15 protein-coding genes are annotated in these 21,802 nt (G+C 65.9%); 9 read left to right on the top strand and 6 right to left on the bottom strand.

The features are described 5' to 3' along the window. Positions 1 to 274 precede the first annotated feature (274 nt). The 3 genes from mnmG to ACXMDY_RS13610 are packed head-to-tail and all read left to right on the top strand — an operon-like array spanning position 275 to position 3,781. Positions 275 to 2,245 (top strand): tRNA uridine-5-carboxymethylaminomethyl(34) synthesis enzyme MnmG, encoded by a 1,971-nt coding sequence (mnmG, locus tag ACXMDY_RS13620; RefSeq protein ID WP_259701834.1) that lies wholly within the window; start codon positions 275 to 277, stop codon positions 2,243 to 2,245. 14 nt (positions 2,246 to 2,259) lie between these two features. Continuing rightward, complete coding sequence (locus ACXMDY_RS13615) at positions 2,260 to 3,153, top strand: hypothetical protein (RefSeq protein ID WP_457767653.1); 894 nt, start codon at positions 2,260 to 2,262, stop codon at positions 3,151 to 3,153. 1 nt (position 3,154) lies between these two features. Further along, on the top strand, positions 3,155 to 3,781 hold the full coding sequence (locus tag ACXMDY_RS13610; RefSeq protein ID WP_259701832.1) for a chorismate lyase: 627 nt from the start codon (positions 3,155 to 3,157) through the stop codon (positions 3,779 to 3,781). A gap of 12 nt (positions 3,782 to 3,793) precedes the next feature. On the opposite strand, the gene ACXMDY_RS13605 is transcribed toward ACXMDY_RS13610, so the two are convergent. From ACXMDY_RS13605 to ACXMDY_RS13595, 3 genes are all read right to left on the bottom strand, one after another. Further along, a complete protein-coding gene (locus ACXMDY_RS13605; protein WP_259701901.1) occupies positions 3,794 to 4,315 on the bottom strand; it encodes a DUF1269 domain-containing protein in 522 nt (173 codons plus the stop codon). A 62-nt stretch (positions 4,316 to 4,377) separates the two neighbouring features. Then, the gene (locus ACXMDY_RS13600; protein WP_457767652.1) at positions 4,378 to 4,962 is read right to left on the bottom strand and encodes a hypothetical protein; all 585 of its coding nucleotides are present in this window, start codon (positions 4,960 to 4,962) and stop codon (positions 4,378 to 4,380) included. A gap of 178 nt (positions 4,963 to 5,140) precedes the next feature. After that, positions 5,141 to 5,698 (bottom strand): SprT family zinc-dependent metalloprotease, encoded by a 558-nt coding sequence (locus ACXMDY_RS13595; protein WP_259701830.1) that lies wholly within the window; start codon positions 5,696 to 5,698, stop codon positions 5,141 to 5,143. Positions 5,699 to 5,783: 85 nt separating this feature from the next. On the opposite strand from ACXMDY_RS13595, the gene ACXMDY_RS13590 reads away from it, so the two are divergent. From ACXMDY_RS13590 to ACXMDY_RS13580, 3 genes are read left to right on the top strand one after another with little or no spacing between them, the layout of a single operon-like run. Next, positions 5,784 to 6,206 carry a hypothetical protein gene (locus tag ACXMDY_RS13590; RefSeq protein WP_259701829.1) on the top strand — a complete coding sequence of 141 codons (423 nt, stop codon included), beginning with the start codon at positions 5,784 to 5,786 and terminating at the stop codon, positions 6,204 to 6,206. 25 nt (positions 6,207 to 6,231) lie between these two features. After that, positions 6,232 to 8,445 (top strand): NAD-dependent DNA ligase LigA, encoded by a 2,214-nt coding sequence (gene ligA, locus ACXMDY_RS13585; RefSeq protein WP_259701828.1) that lies wholly within the window; start codon positions 6,232 to 6,234, stop codon positions 8,443 to 8,445. Continuing rightward, a complete protein-coding gene (locus tag ACXMDY_RS13580) occupies positions 8,442 to 8,615 on the top strand; it encodes a hypothetical protein (RefSeq protein WP_259701827.1) in 174 nt (57 codons plus the stop codon). The genes ligA and ACXMDY_RS13580 overlap by 4 nt, the downstream gene beginning before the upstream one ends. Here the strand turns inward: ACXMDY_RS13580 and ACXMDY_RS13575 are convergent. Continuing rightward, positions 8,606 to 9,232, bottom strand: coding sequence for a TVP38/TMEM64 family protein (locus tag ACXMDY_RS13575; RefSeq protein ID WP_259701826.1), 627 nt, complete (start codon positions 9,230 to 9,232; stop codon positions 8,606 to 8,608). The two genes, ACXMDY_RS13580 and ACXMDY_RS13575, sit on opposite strands and share 10 nt — an antisense overlap. 92 nt (positions 9,233 to 9,324) lie before the next feature. On the opposite strand from ACXMDY_RS13575, the gene ACXMDY_RS13570 reads away from it, so the two are divergent. Further along, positions 9,325 to 10,338: a lytic transglycosylase domain-containing protein gene (locus ACXMDY_RS13570; protein WP_259701825.1), complete on the top strand. Its 1,014-nt coding sequence runs from the start codon at positions 9,325 to 9,327 to the stop codon at positions 10,336 to 10,338. Between the two features lie 627 nt (positions 10,339 to 10,965). Next, the gene (locus tag ACXMDY_RS13565; RefSeq protein WP_259701824.1) at positions 10,966 to 15,267 is read left to right on the top strand and encodes a choice-of-anchor I family protein; all 4,302 of its coding nucleotides are present in this window, start codon (positions 10,966 to 10,968) and stop codon (positions 15,265 to 15,267) included. Positions 15,268 to 15,320: 53 nt separating this feature from the next. On the opposite strand, the gene ACXMDY_RS13560 is transcribed toward ACXMDY_RS13565, so the two are convergent. Together ACXMDY_RS13560 and ACXMDY_RS13555 are read right to left on the bottom strand one after the other, a co-directional pair. Then, positions 15,321 to 18,428 (bottom strand): DEAD/DEAH box helicase, encoded by a 3,108-nt coding sequence (locus ACXMDY_RS13560; protein WP_259701823.1) that lies wholly within the window; start codon positions 18,426 to 18,428, stop codon positions 15,321 to 15,323. Positions 18,429 to 18,499: 71 nt separating this feature from the next. Further along, positions 18,500 to 18,925, bottom strand: a complete 426-nt coding sequence (locus tag ACXMDY_RS13555) for a hypothetical protein (protein ID WP_259701822.1) — start codon at positions 18,923 to 18,925, stop codon at positions 18,500 to 18,502. 74 nt (positions 18,926 to 18,999) lie between these two features. On the opposite strand from ACXMDY_RS13555, the gene alaS reads away from it, so the two are divergent. Continuing rightward, positions 19,000 to 21,801 carry an alanine--tRNA ligase gene (gene alaS / locus ACXMDY_RS13550; protein ID WP_259701821.1) on the top strand — a complete coding sequence of 934 codons (2,802 nt, stop codon included), beginning with the start codon at positions 19,000 to 19,002 and terminating at the stop codon, positions 21,799 to 21,801. Position 21,802 lies beyond the last annotated feature (1 nt).

Below are 21,802 nucleotides of genomic sequence, written 5' to 3'. Positions count from 1 at the left end.
GAAAGGGCTCAGTCGATGCTTCACCACTCTGAGCACAAATCTTGCAGGCGGAGGCCGATCTCAGTTCCCTGATAGCGGTCTCCAGCTACCAACGTCGCGTCACCTCGGAATGTTGAGGTGGTGATCTTTACGACGGGGTTGGCGATGTTATTGATCCGATCAATCAGCACCAGAGCGGTCTGCACTGCTGGACATTTCAGCCATCGGGCCCATTCACCGGGCGTTTGCTCCAGACCTTGCCCCATCTCCGCCTGGCCCACCATAAATTCAAGTCATGGCCTTCAGCGCAGACCCCACCGAATCCTTCGAGCTGATCGTGGTCGGCGGCGGCCACGCGGGTTGTGAGGCGGCGCTCACCGCCGCGAGGCTGGGAATCAACACCGCCCTGTTTTCGCTCAACATCGATCGGATCGCCTGGCAGCCCTGCAATCCAGCCGTGGGCGGACCGGCCAAGAGCCAGCTGGTGCACGAGGTGGATGCCCTCGGCGGGGTGATCGGCCGGCTCGCCGATGCCACCGCCCTGCAGAAACGGGTGCTCAACGCCAGCCGCGGACCGGCGGTGTGGGCCCTGCGCGCCCAGACGGACAAACGCCAGTACGCCCGCCAGATGCTGCAGCTGCTGCAGCACACCCCCGATCTCTCCCTGCGCGAAGCGATGGTGGTCGACCTGGAAGTGGAGGGCGATCCCGCAGCTGGAGACGGCCGGGTGATCGGCGTTCGCACCTATTTCGGCAGCACCTACGCCGCCGCTGCCGTGATCCTCACCACCGGCACCTTCCTGGGGGGGCGCATCTGGGTGGGGAGCCAGTCGATGCCGGCGGGCCGGGCCGGGGAGCAGCCCTCCGAGGGGCTCACCGAGGCGCTGCAGATGCTGGGCTTCACGACAGGCCGTCTCAAGACCGGCACCCCCGCCCGGGTGGACCGGCGCAGCGTGGCACTGGACCAGCTGGAGGAACAACCCAGCGACGCAGCCGATCAGTTCTTCTCCTTCGATCCCGCCGCCTGGGTGAGCGGTGAACCGATGAGCTGCCACCTCACCCGCACCACGGCGGCCACCCACCAGCTGATCCGCGACAACCTCCACCTCACGCCGGTCCATGGCGGTTTCATCGACAGCAAGGGCCCGCGTTACTGCCCCTCGATCGAAGACAAGATCGTGCGCTTCGCCGACAAGGACAGCCACCAGATCTTCCTGGAGCCAGAGGGCCGCGACACCCCTGAGCTCTACGTCCAGGGGTTCTCCACGGGCCTGCCGGAGCGGCTGCAGCTGGAGCTGCTGCGCACCTTGCCGGGGCTGGAGCGCTGCGTGATGCTCCGGCCCGCCTACGCCGTTGACTACGACTACCTCCCGGCCACCCAGCTCAAGCCCTCCCTGGAAACCAGGCGACTGGCTGGCCTGTTCACAGCCGGCCAGCTCAACGGCACCACCGGCTACGAGGAGGCCGCCGCCCAGGGGCTGGTGGCCGGCCTCAATGCCGCCCGCCGGATCCGCGGCCAGGAAGCCGTGCATTTCCCCCGCGAGGGCAGCTACATCGGCACCCTGGTCGACGATCTGGTCACCAAGGACCTCAAGGAGCCCTACCGGGTGCTGACCAGCCGCAGCGAATACCGGCTCGTGCTGCGGGGCGACAACGCCGACCGGCGCCTGACACCGCTGGGCCGCGAGCTGGGGCTGATCGACGCGCGCCGCTGGCAGATCTTCGAGCGCAAGCAGGCGGCGATCACGGCCGAGCAACAGCGGCTGGCCACGGTGCGTCTGAAGGCGAGCGACCCGGTGGCGCCGGCGGTGGAGGCTCAGACCGGCGCGCCGATCAGGGGCTCGATCACCCTGGCCGACCTGCTGCGGCGCTCCGGCTTCCACAGCGCCGACCTGGTGCACCATGGCCTGGCCGATCCCGCCCTGCCCCGTGAGGTGCGCGAAGCCGCCGAGATCGATCTGAAGTACAGCGGCTATCTGGCCCGTCAGCAGCAGCAGATCGACCAGACCGGCAAGCAACAGAATCGCCCCATTCCCCCCGACACCGACTTCCACGCCATCACCACCCTCTCCAAGGAAGCCCGCGAAAAGCTCAGTGCCGTGCAGCCCTGCAACCTGGGCCAGGCCTCCAGGATCCCGGGGGTGAGCCCTGCGGATGTCACGGCCCTGCTGCTCTGGCTCGAGCTCAACCGGCGCCGCTCCCTGGCCGCGACCGGCCCCTCGTCAAGCACCGGGACTGTCGTTACGGTGGGCGCGCCCGACGTTTGAGCCCAGCGGCCTCGATGGCAACTTCCCGCGGCATCACCAGTTCTCGCGCCTACTGGGAACTCAAGACCGATCAGGTGATGGACCGGGTGTTCGCTGCGTCGACGCCGGCGATCCGGGCCGCGGCCGCGCCGCTCGGGTCGGTGGACTCCGCGCCGATCGATGTGGTGGTGCGGGACGAACCGCCCTGGCGGCCCCAGCCCGCCGGGGTCGCCGCCACCAGCCCGGAGCCGAAGCGCGGCCAGCCTCCCCTGGTGCTGGCCTTGCTGGCGTTGCTCTCCCTGCTGGGCATCGGCACCACCCTGCTGCTCTGGCAGCAGTGGAGCATCAGCAACCAGGCCCTGGTTCAGGAACGCAACCTTCAACTCCTGGAGCGGCTGCGCTCACTCGGGGCCGCTCCCCCCGACAGCGGATCTGCGATCGCCCCACCCGCCGCCATCGCGGCCCTGGGTGGGGCGGAAGGCCTGCCCGTTGATCCCAGCTTGCCGCCGCCACCGCCGCAGGAACCCTGGCTGCAGGAGCTGGGTTCGCTCGAAGGTGGCGGCCAGGCGATCCAGGCCCGACCGCTGCTGGTGCCCCTGCGCGGAACGCTGCAACGTCCGGTGCCCGCGGCCCCCGTGCTGGGCAACGCCCGGCCGATCGGCGTCGGGGAATCCGTCAGCCCCGCTTTCGGCGCCGGCGCCGGTGCCGGCGCGGTGGCGATCGGCTCGGCGCCAGAGCTGGTCGGGGTGGTCCAGGCCAATGGCAGGGGTGGATCCGCCATCTTCAGCCTCGAGGGCAATGCCACCAGCACCGCGGTTGGAGAACCGATCGGCTCCACCGGTTGGCGGCTGCACTCCACCTCCGGTGATTCCGTGGTGATCGAACGCAATGGCCAGCAGCAGCGGGTCAGCATCGGCGGCTCCCCCTGAGATGACGGAATCGGCCTGCTCCGGCCCCGATCAAGGGCTGCGCAGACCGCTGGCGGGCCCTGCGTTCGCCTCACCCGAGCCGATCTGGGAGAAACCCTTCGGGGCGCTGGCCGAGGCCAGCACCAGCCAGCTTCTCAGCGGCCCCTGGCGACTGCTGCTGCTGGGCGATGGCAGCCCCACCCGCCACCTGGAGCTGCTCACAGGGGCCCCTGTGGAAGTGGAGCTGATCACGATGGCAGCCGATCAGGCCGCCGATAACCGGGTGCCGGTCGAGGTGGCTGAGCTGAACATCCCCCTGCTGCGACGTCAGGTGTGGCTGCGTTGCGATGGGGTGGCCCTGGCCTGGGCTGAGAGCTGGTGGAATCAGATCGAAGCGGATCAGAGTCTTCGCGACCGTCAACTGCCGATCTGGCGCAGCCTCAGCGCCGATCGGGCTGAATTGTTCCGGGAAGTGGATGGGCTTGCCCAGGTGTCGGCGGCCTGGCTGGAGCAAGGCTTCGAGCGGCAGGGTCCGTTCTGGAGCCGTCACTACCGCTTCTTCCGGGGCGGCAAGCCGCTCACCGTGATCCGGGAGGTGTTCTCGCCGGCCCTGGAGCACTGGCTTGGCCCCAGCCAGTGCTCCGGGTGATCGCGGCCCAGTTCAGCCGAGCCGCAGGGCTTCGGCCTGCTTACGGCTCTGCTCGAGCAGCTCCCGCAGGCGGTCTTCGTCGGTGTGGCTGAGGCTGGTGCGCAGCAGCTTCGCCTGGGGGGCGTAGCTGCGCAGGCGCTCGATCACCCGGTCGGGGGTGGCATCGCGCACCAGCAGGCAGAGGGCCGCGCTGCCCTTCGGCAGGGTTTCCCCCACTTCGCGCAGGAAGTTGTCATTGATGCCCAGGTCGCTGAGGGCTCCGGAGGCGGCACCGACGCCGGCACCGACTGCCGCGCCGAGCAGGGGATTGAGAAACAGCAGGCCCACCAACGACCCCCAGAAGCCTCCACCGAGAGCTCCGGCGGCCGTGAGGTTGACGGCCTGTCGCAACTGCACCTGGCCGTTGTCGTCGTGCTCGACCACCACCGCATCCTCCAGGGAGATCAGATGCTCCTGCTGGATGTTCACCAGTTCCCGCCGCACCGAATCGGCCTCCTCTGCCTTGGGAAAGCCCACCACGATCAGGTTGCTCATGCCAGCTCGGTCCATGGGTCGGATGTCCTGTTCAACCTAGAGGCCCCGGGGCCGCTGGAGGGTTAAGGACGGCTCCGGCTGGAGCGGGGCAGGGCCTCTGGGGGAGCGGGCTGCACCGGGTTTGCGGGTTCAGGCCGCTGCCAGCGCGGCAGGTCGTAGCTCTCGCGGGATGGCCTCCCCCTGCTCCGCGGCCGGCGGCAGCAGGGGGCGGCGCGGCGGGAGATGGCCTCAAGGGCTCGCCGTGGCGGCTGGGCCGCGCCGCCAGGGGGCTCGGGGCGATTCTGGGGAATCTGAGCAGGGCGGCCAGGAGCTCGGAACGAGGGGGAAGCTGGTGGGGTGGAAGACAGGGACCGAGGGGCAGCCTCCCGCTCGGGGATCCGCTCCTGCCAGGGTTCGGGCCAGTCGTCCTCCTCTTCCATGAACCAGTCGAGGCGATCTTCAACCCAGCGGCCGAGCCCCTGGAAGCCGCCGCTGGACGCAGAGCTGCCCAAAGGGGGGCCGCTGCTGGAGCGCCCCTGGGAGCGGGAGCCGGGGCGAGCCCCGGAAACCCCATCAACGAGCTGCCGGCCCGCCGTCATCCACTGATCGAGGGTGCCTCCGGCTGAGCGGCGTCTGCCTCGGCGTGGAGGATCACCGGAACCGTTCATGGCCTTGCCTGACCTGCGCGCAAACTGGTGTTGAACCAACGTTAACGGCTGGGCCCCGGCCGGACGCGTTGCCGCAGCCAGCGCTCCCGGGCCAGTCCGACCAGCGTGATCGAGACGCCGCCAGCCTGGAGCACCCAGAGGAAAAGATCCATGCCTGCGGCCTGCAGCAGCGGGAACCTTAGGTGGCAGTGGTTCCTGGGGCCGAGGCTTCGAAGCGAAGCAGGCAGGCGGCATTCCAGCGGCCACCGTGGAAGCGGTCGCAGCAGAGGCGGCAGGCCACCCCCCGCACCCGCCGGCGATAGGGGGCGGTGACGCCGCAGCAGGGGCAGCGGGCCAGCCAGCGCGCTGTGGTGAGCGGCAGCGGGAAACGGTGGCGGAGGCTCACCTGGAACTTGCTCTGCTCCGCGTTGATCCGCGCCATCCGGGCGCGGAAGTGGGGACCGTGCACTTCCCGCACCCCCAGCACCCGGTCGATCCAGGCGTGGATCATCTCGTGGCAGAGGGTGCCGAGCATCGCCTCGCGTGGCAGGGGCTCCAGCAACGGCCGGGAGAGCACGATCTCACAGAGGTCCGTGCCATCCGGGCGGCGGCCACTGCGGTAGAGGCCAGCGGTGCGACTCATGCGGCCATCACTCCAGCGCAGCTCCACCAGGCTGCGACCGGTGGGGGCCAGGGAACCCTCGAAATGCTCCCGGTCGAGGCGATGAAACAGGGGAAGCAGGGGCTCAAGGGGCATGCCGCTTCGGCTTCGTGCCTGGACGTTCACCAGTCTGGTGGGATCGTCGGTCAGACTCTGAACCCTGAAAGCGCCTTCGCACACAATGGATTGGGGTCTGGCCCAGACGATCGGCACCAAACTGCTGCTGGGTGCCGCCGGCGCCCTCCTGCTCTACTGGACCTACACGGCCGTGAAGCTGGTGCTCAGCGCCCGCGGCATCAACCCCCTGCTCAAGCAGTTCTTCACCCAGGTGGCTTCAGGGCAGATTGACGGCGCCTACCTGCTCACCACCAAGAACTATCGCTCCCATGTGAACCGGCAGCAGTTCATCCGCTTCCTGGCAGGGCTGCAGCTGAACAAGTTTCGCAACCTCAAATCCGGGCGGCCCCGCCTTCAGGACGGTCAGGTCATCCTGACGGTGAAGCTGAAATCGGAAGCCAAGGACGAACTGCCGCTTGATTTCACCTTCGTGAAGGTGGATGAGGCCTGGCGGGTGGACCGGATCAGCAAGCTGGCTGCGGCCTGAAGGCCGCCACGCCCTCCCGACGCCCGTGACCACCCTCTCACTCAGCGACGACGAGCGGCCCGCGGCGACCCCCGTCCAGCACACCCGGGCCATCGAGTTGCGTCGGCTGCTTGCCCGTGCCGCCCACGCCTACTACGTGCTCGACGCTCCTGAGCTGGAGGACGCCGTCTACGACCGGCTGTACCGGGAGCTGGAGGAGCTGGAACGCCGGCATCCCGAACTGGTGACCGCCGACAGCCCCACCCAGCGGGTCGGTGGGGAGCCGGCGCAAGGATTCTTCAGCGTGGAGCACCGAATTCCACTGTTCAGCCTGAAGAACGGCTTCGTTCAGGCCAAATCAAAAGATTCTTCGGAGGGGAAGGGTTGGGATTGGGTGGAACTCGAGGCCTGGTACACCCGCCTGCTCAGGGAACTCGATCGTCTTCCCACTGCAGGTGAGCCCAGGCCTGACCTGACGATGGTCAGCGAGCTCAAAATCGACGGCAACGCCCTCGCCCTCAGCTACGAGCACGGCCTGCTGGTGCGGGCCGCCACCCGCGGCGACGGGGAGCGCGGCGAGGAGATCACCGCCAACGTGCGCACGATCCAGGCGGTGCCGCTGCGGCTGCAGCTGGAGGATCCACCGCCCTGGGTGGAGGTGCGCGGTGAGGCCCTGATCCGCGACGACACCTTCGCCGAGATCAACGCCGAGCGGCTGGGGCGCAATGAGGCCCCCTTCGCCAACCCACGGAATGCCTGCGCCGGCACCCTGCGCCAGCTCGATTCCCAGGTGGTGGCCTCCCGTCGGCTGGATTTCTTCGCTTACACCCTGCACCTGCCAGGCGACTGGCGGCCGGCGCGGCCCAGCAGCCAATGGGACTCGCTTCAGTGGCTGGCGGCGGCGGGCTTCCGGGTGAACCCCAACGCTGAGCGCTGCGCCGATCTGGCAGCGGTGGAAACCTTCTTCTCGGCCTGGGAAACCAGGCGGAGCGAGCTGGCCTACGCCACCGACGGGGTGGTGGTGAAGCTCGACGACCTGCGGCTCCAGGACAGTGCCGGCTTCACAGAAACTCACCCACGCTGGGCGATCGCCCTCAAGTACCCCGCCGAGGAAGCCCCCAGCCGGCTGCTGCGCCTGGCGGTTCAGGTGGGTCGCACCGGCACCGTGACCCCGGTCGCCGAATTCGAACCGGTCCAGCTGGCCGGCACCAGCGTCAGCCGTGCCACTCTCCACAACGCCGACCGGCTGGCCGAGCTCGACCTGCACGCCGGTGACACCATCGTGGTGCGCAAAGCCGGTGAGATCATCCCGGAGGTGGTTCGGGTGCTCAGCGAACTGCGGCCAGCCGGCGCCAGGCCCCTGGAGCTGCCCAGCCATTGCCCCGAATGCAGCTCGGAGCTGGTGCGGGAGGAGGGGGAGGCGGCGACCCGCTGCGTCAACAGCAGCTGCCCGGCCATCCTGCGCGGCGCCCTGCGCCACTGGGTGAGCAAGGCAGCCCTCGACGTGGATGGCCTGGGTGGCAAACTTGTTGAACAACTGGTGGACCGGGGCCTGGTGGCCTCGATCGCCGATCTCTATCGCCTCGATCGAGCCCTGCTCGCCAGCCTGGAGCGGATGGGGGAGAAGTCGGCCGAGAACCTGGTGGCGGCCCTGGCCACCTCGAAGGCCCAGCCCTGGCACCGGCAGCTCTATGGCCTCGGCATCCACCATGTCGGGGCTGTGAACGCCAAGGCACTGGCGCGGGTCTTCCCCTCAGTGGCGGCGCTCGGCACCGCCGCCGCCGAGCACCCCGAGGCGATCACAGCAGTGTTCGGCATCGGCGCCGAGATCGCCGAGTCCCTGCGCCAATGGTTCGGAACTCCGGCCAACCGGGCGCTTGTCGCCGAACTGGCGGGCCTGGGCCTCTCGCTCGCGGCCCGCCAGAGCGACCATCCGGCCGGCGGCGGGCAGGCTCCAGGTGGCGGCCCCCTGGCCGGCCTGAGTTTCGTGCTCACCGGAACCCTGCCGAGCCTGAGCCGCAGTGCCGCCCAGGCCCTGATCGAGGCGGCCGGGGGCAAGGTGAGCGGTTCGGTCAGCCGCAAAACCAGCTATGTGGTGGCGGGCGAGGAGGCCGGCAGCAAGCTCGGCAAAGCCGAGGCGCTCGGTGTGGCCGTGCTTGATGAGGCGGGACTGCGGGACTTGCTTGAAGCGCTGGCTAGCGTTGAATCCGGGCAGGTTCCAACGCCCGGCACCGTCCTTCCCAGCCAGCCGCCGCCATGAACCGCGATCCCGCCGGCGTGCCGGCTGCGCACCGATGGATCAAAACCGACTGCGGTCGGGCCAAGCACGCCGAGCTGGCGGCTCGCCGGGGCCCGCTGGCCCGGCTGCGCCTGGCCTGGTTCGTGCTGGTGGCGGCGATCCGGGATTGGCGGCTGCCGGCTCAGCCCTGATCACGCCCCCCCGTGCCCGTCTCCAGGGCCCGGCGAGCCGCCCGCCCCGCCAGCCAGATCGAGCCCAAGGTGGCGCCGATTCCCAGCAGCCGCAGGGACCAGGTGGTGGCATCGGCCTCACCGGAGAGCACGGCGCCGAAACGGGCCACATCCCCGGCCAGGGCGCCGAGGCCGCAGAACAGGATCGTGCCCGGCAGGATCGCCACCAGGCCGATCACGTAATCACGGAAGCTCACCTCGCTGAGGCCATAGGCCAGGTTGAGCAGACTGAACGGAAAGACAGGCGAGAGCCTGGTGAGCAGCACCAGCTTCAGGCCCTCACGGCTGACAGCCTGCTCGATGGCCAGCAGCTTCGGGGTGGCTGCCAGCCGCCGCCGTGCCCAGTTGCGCAGCCAGCCACGGCCCAGCAGGAACACCGCGATCGCGCCGCCGCTCGCACCGGTGAACACCACGGCGCTGCCTACCCAGGGTCCGTAGAGGGCGCCAGCCAGCATCGAGGCCCAGACCCCCGGCAGCAGCAGGGTCACCCAGAGCGCATACAGCGGAATGAAAGCGACGGCCCCTGCCGGGGAGCGCAGGGCCGGCAGGAGCAGCTCAAGCAGGGCGGCGGTCGCCAAGCAGGGAAGGCAGCGGGTCAGCCAGGCTGACACCAGGGGCCTCTTCTAGCCTCGTGTCCAAGGATCACCCCAGACCCCGGACCCCACCCCCGATGCGCAAGCCGTCCAACCGTCTGCTGGTCGTCGCTGGTGCGGCTGGAGCGTTGGCGCTCGCCCTGGTCCTGAGGCAATCGCCTGGCCTGTCGGGGGCGACACAGGTGGCGGGCACCACCGCAGCGGCGATCAAGCCCCTGGCTGCTGCCGCGATCAACCTGCCCGCTGATCCGGCCCGGCCCAGGGATGCCAGCGGCCGCCAGTACCCCCTTGTTCCCACCGATCCGGCCGAGCTGGCGACCCTGCTGGCTGGCGTGGAGGAGGCCCTGCGCTCACCGCAGACCCCCGCCGCCGAGCTGCCGGGCCTCGGCCATCAGCAGCAGGTGATCTATCGGGTTCTCTCACACCAGGAAACCCGCTCGCAACAGGTGCGCCGCTTCCTTCCCGCCGCCTGGCTGAGCACCTACGACCGGCATCTGGTGGCGCGGCGGGCCTTTCTGGCCATGCATCGCCGGGGCCGCAAGCCCACGACCCTGCCGGCCTGGCGGATCATCCAACCAGAGCCAGCCGAAGCCCTGATCGGCTACTACAAGAAAGCCGAGGCGGCCACCGGCATCGCCTGGGAGGTGCTGGCGGCGGTGAACCTGGTGGAATCGGGGATGGGCCGCATCGATGGGGTGTCGGTGGCCAACGCCCAGGGGCCGATGCAGTTTCTGCCCACCACCTGGAGCCAGGCGGGCATCGGCAAGGGGAGCATCCGCGATCCCCACGACGCCATCCAGGCCGCGGCGCGCTACCTCGTTCGCCGGGGGGGCCTCAAGGACATCCGCAAGGGACTCTGGGGCTACAACAACAGCGACAACTACGGCATCGCCGTGCTCACCTACGCCTCCCTGATCCAGGAGGACCCCAGGGCCTATGTGGGGCTCTACAACTGGGACATCCACTTCGGCTCCGCTGCCGGCGACATCTGGTTGCCGGTGGGCTACGACCAGCCCCGCCCGATCGAGGTGGCCACTTTCCTGAAGCGGTTTCCGGCCAGTGCTCCGCCACCCGGCTCCTCGGGCTACTGACCCTGCTGGCTCCCGAAGTGTTCTCAGTCTGCAGCAGCCAGCGCGGAGGAGTGGTGATTCTGCCAGCAACATCAACTCAGGAAACTCTCGGAACGAAAGTGGTTCCAAGACTAAACCGAAAATAAAAGAGCAAGGCAAATCATCAGCAACACAGACAATCGTTGTCGCCATGAAGCCCCATGGCCAGATGTCGTCAAGCCCCACCACGTGTCGGCCTGCTGAGTTGTACCAATCGGGTCTTGCCCAAGGGCCGGCTCTACCATGGGTCGTGATCAATGAGTACATAACCAGGCGTCGAGGAAAAAGGAGCCGTGGCTGGGCATCGACATTCCCCTCAACTGAATCTCCGCCTCCACATTAAAACCAGCCACAAGGAACTCAATTCAATCTGGACCGCAAAAGCATCATCCAAGAATCGCCATTATTGACTACTCAGAATTGCCAATTGGCTACGATTTCCCCATAGAGCCCAGAAGAAAACAGGTGAAAGGAGGCAGATCTCTTGATCAGCTAAATGAATTAAGCAGGCAGGCAGGATTGACGAGAACTTAATGGCAAGTTAACGGGTTCTTGTTCTTAATCGCTGAATGGCATGTCATGGTCCAACCAGATTGGATTGCTGATCCCATGTCAACTGCCGCCATTCCCACTGTGCTTCCGACGAATGCATTGCGCATTCTTCCAATTGGTACGACAACCTTGGCAGGCGCTGAAATCTCTGCCTTCGACCCTGGCAGCAATCGCCTCTTCATCACTTCGAGCAGCGGTCTTCAGATCGTCGACCTGGCAGATCCCACCTCCCCAAGCTTGATCGAACTGATCGACTTCAGATCACTCGGCTTCGCCGGAACAGATATCACTTCTGTTGCTGTGAAGGGGGGAATCGTGGCTGTGGCTCTGCCAGCACTGAACAAGGCCGACAACGGTCATGTCGTGTTGCTGAACGCTGCTGATGGCAGCCTGATCGGCGACGTGGGAGTCGGCGCTGTACCAGACATGCTGACTTTCACGCCGGATGGCACCAAGCTGCTGGTTGCCAATGAGGGTGAATTCCTCAGCAATGGCACAGCAGGAGGCGCGGGCTCCGTATCGATCATCTCGCTGAACGGCACCAACTCCACTGAGGTGACCGTCGACTTCACCGCCTTCAACGGTCAGGAAACAGCTCTGCGAGCGGCGGGCGTGCGCATCTTTGCCGGGCAATCAGTTTCACTCGACGTGGAGCCCGAGTACATCGCCATTTCGGCCGATGGAAGTACGGCCATGGTGACCCTGCAGGAAGCCAATGCAGTGGCGATACTCGATATTACGACGGCCACTTTCACCGAAATCGTGCCACTGGGAAGTAAGAGTTACGCAGGTCTCTTTACTGATTTCTCCGATCGTGACGGGCCTGAAAGCAGCAATCTGATGAATCTGACAACCGGTAATCCAGTCTCTGGCCTCTACATGCCCGATGCAATCGATAGTTATCAGGTTGGGAGTTCAAGCTTTTTCGTGATCGCGAACGAGGGTGATGATCGCGACGACTTTCTGAATCCGGATGAAACTATTCGCCTAGGCAACTCCAGCTACGATCTCGATGACACTATCTTTCCAGATGAGGCCTTACTGAAAGCCAACACTGATTTAGGCCGCCTTACAGTGTCGAATGCGCCCGGGCTACGTGGCGATACAGACAATGATGGTGACATCGACCAGATTCTTGCCTATGGGGCACGATCTTTCTCGATTCTTGATGAAAACGGTGCAATTGTCTTCGATAGCGGCGACATGATTGAGCGAATCATCGCCACCGAATTTCCCTCTCTATTCGACGACGCTCGGAGCGACAACAAGGGGCCCGAACCTGAAGGCATCGAGGTCGCAACTATTGGTGAAAGCACTTACGCCTTCGTCGGGCTCGAACGCTCCAACATCACACTTGCCTTTGATATAACAAATCCCAATGAAGTGAGCTATACCGGCTCAGCCTTGAGGCCCGGTGATGTCAGCCCAGAGGGTCTGCTGGTCATCGCTGCCGAGGACAGCCCAACCGGCTCTGCCTTGCTGGTTACAAGCAACGAGGTCAGCAACACACTCTCCATCTTCAGCGTGGCGCCAAACTTCCGCCTGCAACTCCTGCACTTTGCCGATGGGGAGGCGGGGCTGTTGGCTGCCGAGACGGCACCAAATCTGGCTGCACTGGTCGATGCATTCGACGACGATTACGTCAATACGCTGATACTGGCAGGCGGCGACAACTACATTCCAGGCCCCTTCTTCGCCGCCGGTACCGATCCGACCGTCTCAGCTACACACAACAGGGGCGACAACCCCGGCGCCGCCGACATCGAAATCCACAATCGCATCGGTGTGCAGGCCTCGACCATCGGCAACCACGAGTTTGATTTCGGCACGCGCGTCTTCAGCGATATCGTCGCTGACGCTGCCTTCCCCTATCTCTCCTCCAACCTCGACTTCACGGGTGACAGAGACATCGTGACTCGCTTCCAGGAGACGGTAGCCGTGGGTGGACTCGAGGAAGCCGCAAGCCTCGCGAGCAAGATTGTGCCCTCCACTGTGGTGACGTCCGGCGGCGAGCAGATCGGCCTGGTCGGTGCCACGACACAGATCATCGAGACCATCTCCTCCACAGGCAATGTCGAGGTGAAGGGCTTCGCGGAAGGAACCGAGGCCAACAACATGGTGTTGCTCGCGGCGCAACTTCAGCCTGTGATCGACGATCTGATCGCACAGGGTGTCAACAAGATCATCGTGATGGCGCATCTCCAGCAGATCGCCCTCGAACAGGAGTTGGCCACCCTTCTGCGCGGCGTGGACATCATCCTGGCAGCCGGCTCCAACACCCGGCTTGGTGACGAAACTGATCAAGCCGTGCTCTTCCCAGGCCATGCTGCGGATTTTGCGAACACCTATCCCATTGTCGCCACGGGCGCAGATGGAGGTACGACGTTGATCGTCAACACGGACAACGAATACACCTATCTCGGCCGCCTCGTCGTGGACTTCGACGAGGCGGGCAAGATCATCGTTGAAAGCCTCGACAAGGACATCAACGGCGCCTATGCCTCGACCACTGAAAACGTGGCAGCGGCCTGGGGCGTCGATGCCGCCGATCTCGCCACGACAGCCTTTGCCGAAGGAACCAAAGGTGAGCAGGTGGCTGAAATCACCGAGGCCGTGCAGGCAGTGATTGAAGCGAAGGACGGCAACCTCTTCGGCTTCACTGACGTCTATCTCGAAGGTGAGCGCAACCTCGTGCGCAACCAGGAGACCAACCTCGGCAACCTCAGCGCCGACGCCAACAAAACGGCAGCAGAAGCGGCCCTCGTCGGGGGCACGATCGTGGCCTCGCTGAAGAACGGTGGCGGCATCCGAACCGCAATCGGCTCTGTGGAAGTCGGTTCGGGCGACAAGAACCCGCCTCTGGCGAACCCCGGTGCAGGCAAGACGGAGGGCGGCATCTCGCAGCTTGACATCGAGAACTCGCTCCGATTCAACAACCTGCTGATCGTGTTCGACACCGACGCGGCGGGCCTCAAGGCCATTCTCGAACACAGTGTTGCGGTGCTCGGCAACCAGGGCCGCTTCCCGCAGATCGGTGGAATCAGCTTTTCCTTTGACCCCGACCTTGCCGCTGGATCGCGCATTACCAGCATCGCTGCAATCGCTGAAGATGACACGGTAATCGCCCGCCTTGTTGAGAATGGTGAAGTCAGCATTGATGCGCCGAGCAGCATCAGTGTCGTCACACTGAATTTTCTTGCCAATGGAGGCGATGGCTACCCGATCAAGGCAAACGGTCATAACTTCCGATATCTCCTGGCAGATGGCAGCATCAGTTCTGCCATCGATGAGACACTCGATTTCACAGCCAGCTCGACATTCACAACGGTTGGTCAAAGCGCTCTAACGATCCTGGGAGAGCAAAAAGCTTTTCAGACCCATCTTCTCGCCGAATATGGCAGTCCAGCCACGGCCTTCGACCAGGCTGACACGCCAGCGAATCTTGACCAGAGAATTCAGAATCAAATCTTCACTGCTGATACAATCTTCACAGGTTCCACCTACGAAGCCACGGCTGGATCTGATGTCTTCAGCGGCACTGCAGCCGATGACAGCTTCTTCGGTGGCGCCGGTAGTGATCAATTCCTGGGTGGGGCTGGCAATGATCAGATGGATGGCGGCAACGATGACGACCAGTTACTGGGAGGGCTCGGGAATGACCAGCTCATTGGTGGGAACGGCAGTGACCTGATCCTTGGCAATTCTGGCGACGACTCGATCTTTGGGGGAACAGGAAATGACTGGCTCCTCGGTGGAGAGGGGAAAGACTTTCTATACACAAGTTTCTTTGCAGGCACAGCACCATCGACAGAAGTCGCCTCATCGAGTGCCTTCGGTGAAGGCGGTGATGACACGATCATTGCCAATGGCAAAGACTTTGGATTTGGCGGAGATGGGAACGACCTTCTCTATTCCACGACCGAAAATGCAGTTAGCTTTTTCGGGGGGAGCGGCGATGACAACCTGATTGGCAACCAAGGAAATGATATCTTACTCGGCCAAGAGGGATCAGATGTATTGATCGGTAACCAGGGAAATGATATCCTGCTTGGTGACATGGGATCAGACGTTCTGATTGGCAACCAGGGAAATGATGTTCTCTACGGAGGAGATGGGCTTGATTTCTTCGACTTGCGAAACGACATCGTTGCCAACGAGTTTGATTATATCGCTGACTGGTCTGTGGGCGGAACACCTGAACTGATCATATTGCCAATATCCGTACAGCCTTTCACGCAGTTTCATCAGGTTGGATCCGGATCAGTGATTCTGGCTCAGCTCGGCGGCGGAAGTTCCTATTACAGCTACGTTGCCAATTCTGTCGTTACCGACGTCCAAGCTCAAACCGCTTTTCTCTGATCAGCGCCGGCGCCGGATAGCGGCAGAGCACTGGCGGCTCTGTCGCTATCCGGTCACTCGTCGAGCGCCACCAGATCGCGGAGCTGACCGGGGTCTAGCCCGCCCAGCCACTCCTCTCCTGAACCCACGATGTCTTCGGCGAGACGGGCCTTCTCGCGGATCATTCGGTCGATCTTCTCCTCCACCGAGCCGCTGGTGATGAACTTGTGCACCAGCACCCGGTTGGTCTGGCCGATCCGGTAGGCCCGATCGGTGGCCTGGTTCTCCACGGCCGGATTCCACCAGCGGTCGATGTGGAACACATGGCTGGCCCGGGTGAGGTTGAGGCCCACACCGCCGGCCTTCAGCGAGAGCAGGAACAGCTGCGGGCCGCGCGGGTCGTCCTGGAAGCGATCCACCATCGCCTGGCGTTCGTTCTTGCTGGTGCTGCCGTAGAGAAAGGGCACCTCCTGACGGAAGCGCTGTTGCAGGTGGGCCTGGAGCAGATGTCCCCATTCGGCGAACTGGGTGAACAGCAGGGCCCGATCACCGGCTTCAATCACCTCTTCGACGATTTCATCGAGCCGTTGCAACTTGGCGGAGCGGGCTCCGAAACCCTCACCCACTTCCGATTCCTTGAGAGCCAGGGCCGGGTGGTTGCAGATCTGCTTGAGCCTGGTGAGCAGGCCAAGAACCTGGCCGTGCTTCTGGCCGAGGGGCGCGCGGGCGATCGCCTCAAGGGTTTCATCGACGGTGGTGCGATAGAGCCTGGTCTGCTCCGGGGTCAGGCCCACCCATTCCCGCAACTCAACTTTTTCGGGCAGGTCGGAGATGATCGAGCGGTCGGTTTTGAGCCGGCGCAGGATGAACGGCCCCACCCTTGCCTTGAGATCCCGCAGCGATGCGGTGTCGCCGTAGCGCTCGATCGGCAACCGGTAGCGCTGGCGGAAGAACTCCTCCTCGCCGAGCACCTTCGGGTTGAGAAAGTCCATCAACGCCCAGAGTTCGCTGACCCGGTTCTCCACAGGGGTACCGGTGAGGGCGATCCGGAAGCGGCCGCCACCACCCTGCTTGCCGCAGCGGGCCAGTTCCCTCGCCGCCAGGGACTGCTTGGCGGCGGGATTCTTGATCGCCTGGGCCTCGTCGATCACCGTTCCCTGCCAGTCCATCGAGGCCAGCAGCGTGCTGTCACGCTGCAGCAGCCCATAGCTGGTGAGCACCAGATCCACACCCTCCAGGGTCTTGGCCAGGGCCGCCGGCGTGGAGGGCCGCTTCGGACCGTAGTGCTCCAGCACCATGAGTTCCGGGGTGAAGCCCGCCGCCTCCCGCTTCCAGTTGGTGAGCACCGAGGTGGGAGCCACCAGCAGCACCGGGCGTTTCAGTTCCTGCTCAGCCTTGAGGTGCTGCAGAAAGGCGAGCAACTGGATCGTCTTGCCCAGCCCCATGTCATCGGCGAGGCAGGCCCCCTGATCGAAGCGATGCAGGAAAGCCAGCCAGCCAAGGCCCCGTTCCTGGTAGGGGCGCAACTGGCCGGCGAAGCCGGCCGGGGCGGGCAGGGGATCAGGAGCCTTCTGCTGGTGGTATTGCTCCAGCACCGCCTGCAGCCTGGGGCCGGCCGTGAAGCGGTGCACCGGCAGACGCTGCAGGGTTTCGCCTTCGTTACCGGTCAGCCGCAGGGCGTCATCGAGGCTGAGGGCGGGATCGAGGGCGCAGAACTTCTCGGCATTGCGGAGATCACCCGGTCGCAACTCGATCCAGACCCCCTTGTGCTGCACCAGCGGGCTGCGTTTGCCGGCCAGCCGCTCCAGATCCCTGAGGGTGAGGGTGACACCGCCGATCATCAGCTCCCAGCGCCACTGCAGCGTTTCGCCGAGGCTGAAACCCCGCGACGTCGCCGGCAGCTCGGCTTCGATCGAGACCCCCAGGCGACTGGCCAGACCTCCGCTGAGGCTGGCCGGCAGCAGCACGCCGACGCCCACATCCCGCAACCGGGCCGCGGCGGTGCGCACCAGCACGAAGGCCTCCGCCGGGGCCAGCTGCATCCGCTGGGGAGTGGCGGCATCGAGGCCCCGCTCAAGCGGCTCGAACACCTGCAGGGCCCGGCCGAGGCCCTCCAGCAACAGCTCACCGGGCTGGGGAATGGTGACCTCACCGAGCTGAAGATTGGTTTCACCGGCGGCCCAGACCGCTGCCGCCGGCAAGGTCAGGCTGGGATCCGACTCGGCCTGAAGACAGAAGCGCAGCTCCCAGAGCTCATCGCCCTCCGCAGGCGTGTCCAGCTCCAGGCAGGCCCGGGCCGGGGCCAACCGGCCGGCCACCGCCTCTCGCCAGTGGTGCGTGGTGGTGCTCAGCCTCTCCACCTCCTCGCCTGAAAGCCGCAGCTCCCCCTTGCCGGGGCCCAGGGCCTGCTGCCAGGCCGCCAGCAACGGATCCAGGCCATCAACGCTGGGGCTGAAGCCACAGCGCAGCTGGGCGTCCACCAGACGGGAGAGGATCTCCACCAGCCGCAACCGCCCTGAGCCCGGACGCCAGCAGGCCAGGGGAGGGGTGCCGTTGGTGAGGGGACCGCGCCAGAGGGCGGCCACCGCCACCTGGGGCAGCCGGGTGGCCAGATCCTCCAGCCGGCGCCGGTCGTCCTGACGGTTGAGCAGGGGAAGCCACTGAGCCCGGCCCTCCTCCACCTGGGGCAACCAGCGCCCCCTGGCGATCAGGCTGAGGCTCCAGCGCTGCAGATGGCTCCACCAGCGCAGTTCATCGGCCAGGTCGGGATGGTTGCCGGAGAGCGGCAGACGCTCCAGCCAGAGCGAGGCGGCGGCTGGATCCAGCCAGAGGCCCTCCACCTGCCAGGGCCACCACTCCACCTGTTTCGGGATCGGTTCGCCGGCCTGCAGGGGCAGCCCGCTCCAGCCGGCCATCTCATCCTGCTTCCGGCCCCGGGAGCTCTGACGGCGACTGGGCAGGCTGAGGCAGGCGGTGGCGGGCCGGAAGGATTCGGTCCAGAGATCCCACTCCTCCAGCCAGGCCCCCAGATCGTCCTGATCGAGGCTGAGCGGATGGGCCAGGGGCGCGTTGGTGGGGGTGGCCGGGCCGGCCACGCGCCAGGTATCGGCCCAGAGCAGCAGACCGGCGACCGCCATTCCGCTGGCGTCGGCCGGTAGCCAGGTGGCGTGCAGAAGGCTCATCGCCGAGGCGCGGCCAGGTACGGATCGGCGCCATCATCTCCGATCGCCGGCCCCGGGGCCAGATGAGCCGCTCAGGACGGCCGGCATGGCCGCATCGCCGGGAAAAGACGCACTCCGGCCTGCAGCAGCAGGGCACCGCCCACCAGGGGCAGCCAGCGCGGCCACCAGTCGCGCAGCAGCTGAAGCACCAGGCTGGAGAAGCCCCCGGGCAGATTCCCCGCCGCCGTGAGGGCCGGCTCGGCGGACACCCCCAGGCTCAGCAGGCCGCAGACAGCCCCGATCAGACCGGCCTGGAGATGGCCATCGTCGGGGTCGACCCGCTGGAGGTGAAAGGCCAGCAGCCCATAGAAAAACCCACTGCCACCGGCCCTGAGGGCTGGCTCCAGACCGAAGGCCAGGCCGATGCCCATGGCGCCGGCGGCGGCCAGCAGGGCCCAGCCGATCGAGCGCAGCCGCAGCAGCCGGCGGTCCTCTGCAGGCGTCAAAGGAGTGGGCACGGCGGGGCGCAAGCGGGTCGGGACCTGTCCTGGGCGATCATGCCTTCTTCAGAGGTGTCACGCCGCATCAGGTCATGGCAGTTGCTTCTTCTTCAAGTGGCGCGGCCGCCAGCCAGCCCAGGCCCCGCAGCGGCGCCGAGATCCGCGAAGCCTTCCTGGCCTTCTACGAGCAGCGGGGCCACCGGCGCCTGCCCAGCAGCTCCCTGGTGCCGGACGATCCCACCGTGCTGCTGACGATCGCCGGCATGCTGCCGTTCAAGCCGGTCTTCCTGGGTCAGGCGGAGCGGCCGGCAGCTCGGGCCACCACCGCTCAGAAATGCATCCGCACCAACGACATCGAGAACGTGGGCCGCACGGCACGGCACCACACCTTCTTCGAGATGCTCGGCAATTTCTCGTTCGGGGATTACTTCAAGGCGGAGGCGATCAGCTGGGCCTGGGAACTCTGCACCGAGGAGTTCGGCCTGGATCCCGGGCGGCTTGTGGTGAGTGTCTTCCGTGACGACGACGAAGCGGAGACGATCTGGCGCGATGCCATCGGCGTGGACCCGAACCGGATCATTCGCATGGATGAAGCCGACAACTTCTGGGTGTCGGGTCCGACCGGCCCCTGCGGCCCCTGCTCGGAGATCTACTACGACTTCCACCCCGAACGTGGTGACGCGGCCATTGATCTCGACGACGACAGCCGTTTCATCGAGTTCTACAACCTTGTGTTCATGCAGTCCAACCGCGACGCCGCAGGCACGCTGACGCCGCTGGCGAACCGCAACATCGACACCGGCATGGGGCTGGAGCGCATGGCCCAGATCCTGCAGGGCGTGCCGAACAACTACGAAACCGATCTGATCTTCCCGCTGATCGAAACAGCCGCGGCCCTGGCTGGTGTGGACTATCACCAGCTCGACGCGAAAAGGCAGACCTCGCTCAAGCTGATCGGCGACCACAGCCGCGCCATCACCCAGTTGATCGGCGATGGCGTCACCGCCTCGAATCTCGGTCGTGGCTACATCCTGCGCCGCCTGTTGCGCCGGGTGGTGCGCCACGGTCGCCTGCTGGGGATCGAGCAGCCGTTCCTGGCCGCGATGGGTGCGGCGGCGATCAGCCTGATGGCCCCTGCCTACCCCCAGCTGCTGGAGCGCCGTGACCTGATCACCGCAGAACTGGTGCGGGAAGAGGCCCGTTTCCTCGAAACCCTCGAGCGGGGCGAAAAGCTCCTGAGCGAGCTGCTGGCCGCCAGCCCCAGCCGGATCAGTGGAGCGCAGGCCTTCGAGCTCTACGACACCTTCGGCTTCCCCCTGGAGCTCACCGAGGAGATCGCCGCCGAGCATGGCCTCACCGTGGACCTGGAGGGCTTCGAAGCGGCGATGGTGGCCCAGCGCCAGCGGGCCAAGGCGGCGGCGGTGAGCCTGGATCTCACCCTGCAGGGGGCGATCGAGGCGATCGGCTCGGAGCTGCCCGACACCCATTTCAACGGCTACGACGGGCTCGATCACCCCAGCCAGGTGATCGCCCTGGTCACGAACGGTGAACCAGCCAGCCAGGCGGTTGCCGGAGACAGCGTGCAGGTGGTCCTCGACGTCACACCGTTCTATGGGGAGTCGGGTGGCCAGATCGGCGACCGTGGGCTGCTCACCGAAGAGGGTTCCGGTTCAGCCGATCCCGGTCCATATCCCAGTCCAGATCCCAGTCCAGATCACAGTCTCGATCCCGGTCCAGATCAAGGTGCCGATCACGGCTTGATCGTCAGGATCGAATCGGTGGCGAAGAACCGCAAACTGTTCGTGCACCATGGCCGGATCGAACGGGGCCGCCTTTGCCTCGGTGACAGGGTGCTGGCCCGGGTTGATAGGGCCTGCCGCCGCCGTGCCCAGGCCCACCACACCGCCACCCACCTGCTGCAGGCGGCCCTCAAACAGGTGGTGGATCCGGCGATCGCCCAGGCCGGTTCGCTGGTCGACTTCGATCGACTGCGTTTCGACTTTCACTGCCCCCGCGCCGTGACCCCCGCCGAGCTGGAGCGAATCGAAGCACTGATCAATGGCTGGATCGCGGACGCCCACGAGCTGGAGGTGCAGGAGATGGAGCTGGAGCGGGCCCGCTCCGCCGGCGCTGTGGCGATGTTCGGCGAGAAGTACGACGCCCGGGTGCGGGTGGTGGACGTACCCGGCGTCTCGATGGAGCTCTGCGGCGGCACCCACGTGGCCAACACCGCCGAGATCGGCCTGTTCAAGATCACCTCTGAAGTCGGGGTGGCGGCTGGAGTCCGTCGTATCGAAGCGGTGGCAGGCCCGGCCGTGCTCGCCTACCTCAACGCCCGCGATGCGGTGGTGAAGCAGCTCAGCGAACGCTTCAAGGCCCAGCCCGGCGAAATCGTGGCCAGGGTGGCCGCTCTGCAGGAGGAGCTCAAGGCCAACGGCAAGGCCCTGGCCGAGGCCCGTGGCGAGCTGGCCCTGGCCAAGGCGGCGGCGCTGCTGGGCCAGGCCGAACCCGTCGGGGAGTTCCAGCTGCTGGTGGCGCGGCTGGACGGGGTGGATGCCGGACCGCTGCAGACGGTGAGCCAGCAACTGCAGGAGCGCCTCGGCGGTGGGGCGGCCGTGCTGCTGGGCGGCGTGCCGGATCCAGGCGAAGCCGACAAGCTTTCTCTGGTGGCCGCCTTCGGCCAGCAGGTGATCGCCAGGGGCCCCAAGGCCGGTGTCTTCATCGGCACGATCGCCAGGCTCTGCGGTGGTGGCGGTGGCGGCAGGCCCAACCTGGCCCAGGCTGGTGGGCGCGATGCGGCCGCCCTCGATGGCGCACTCGCCGAGGCCCGCAGCACCCTGAAAGCCCTGTTGGGCGAGAGCGGTGGCCAGCCCGAAGGCCAGGAAGCACGGTAAC

Source organism: Cyanobium sp. ULC082 (genome assembly GCF_977927535.1).
The sequence above is the reverse complement of the archived record's forward strand: the minus strand, read 5'-3'. Positions and strand labels throughout refer to the sequence as shown.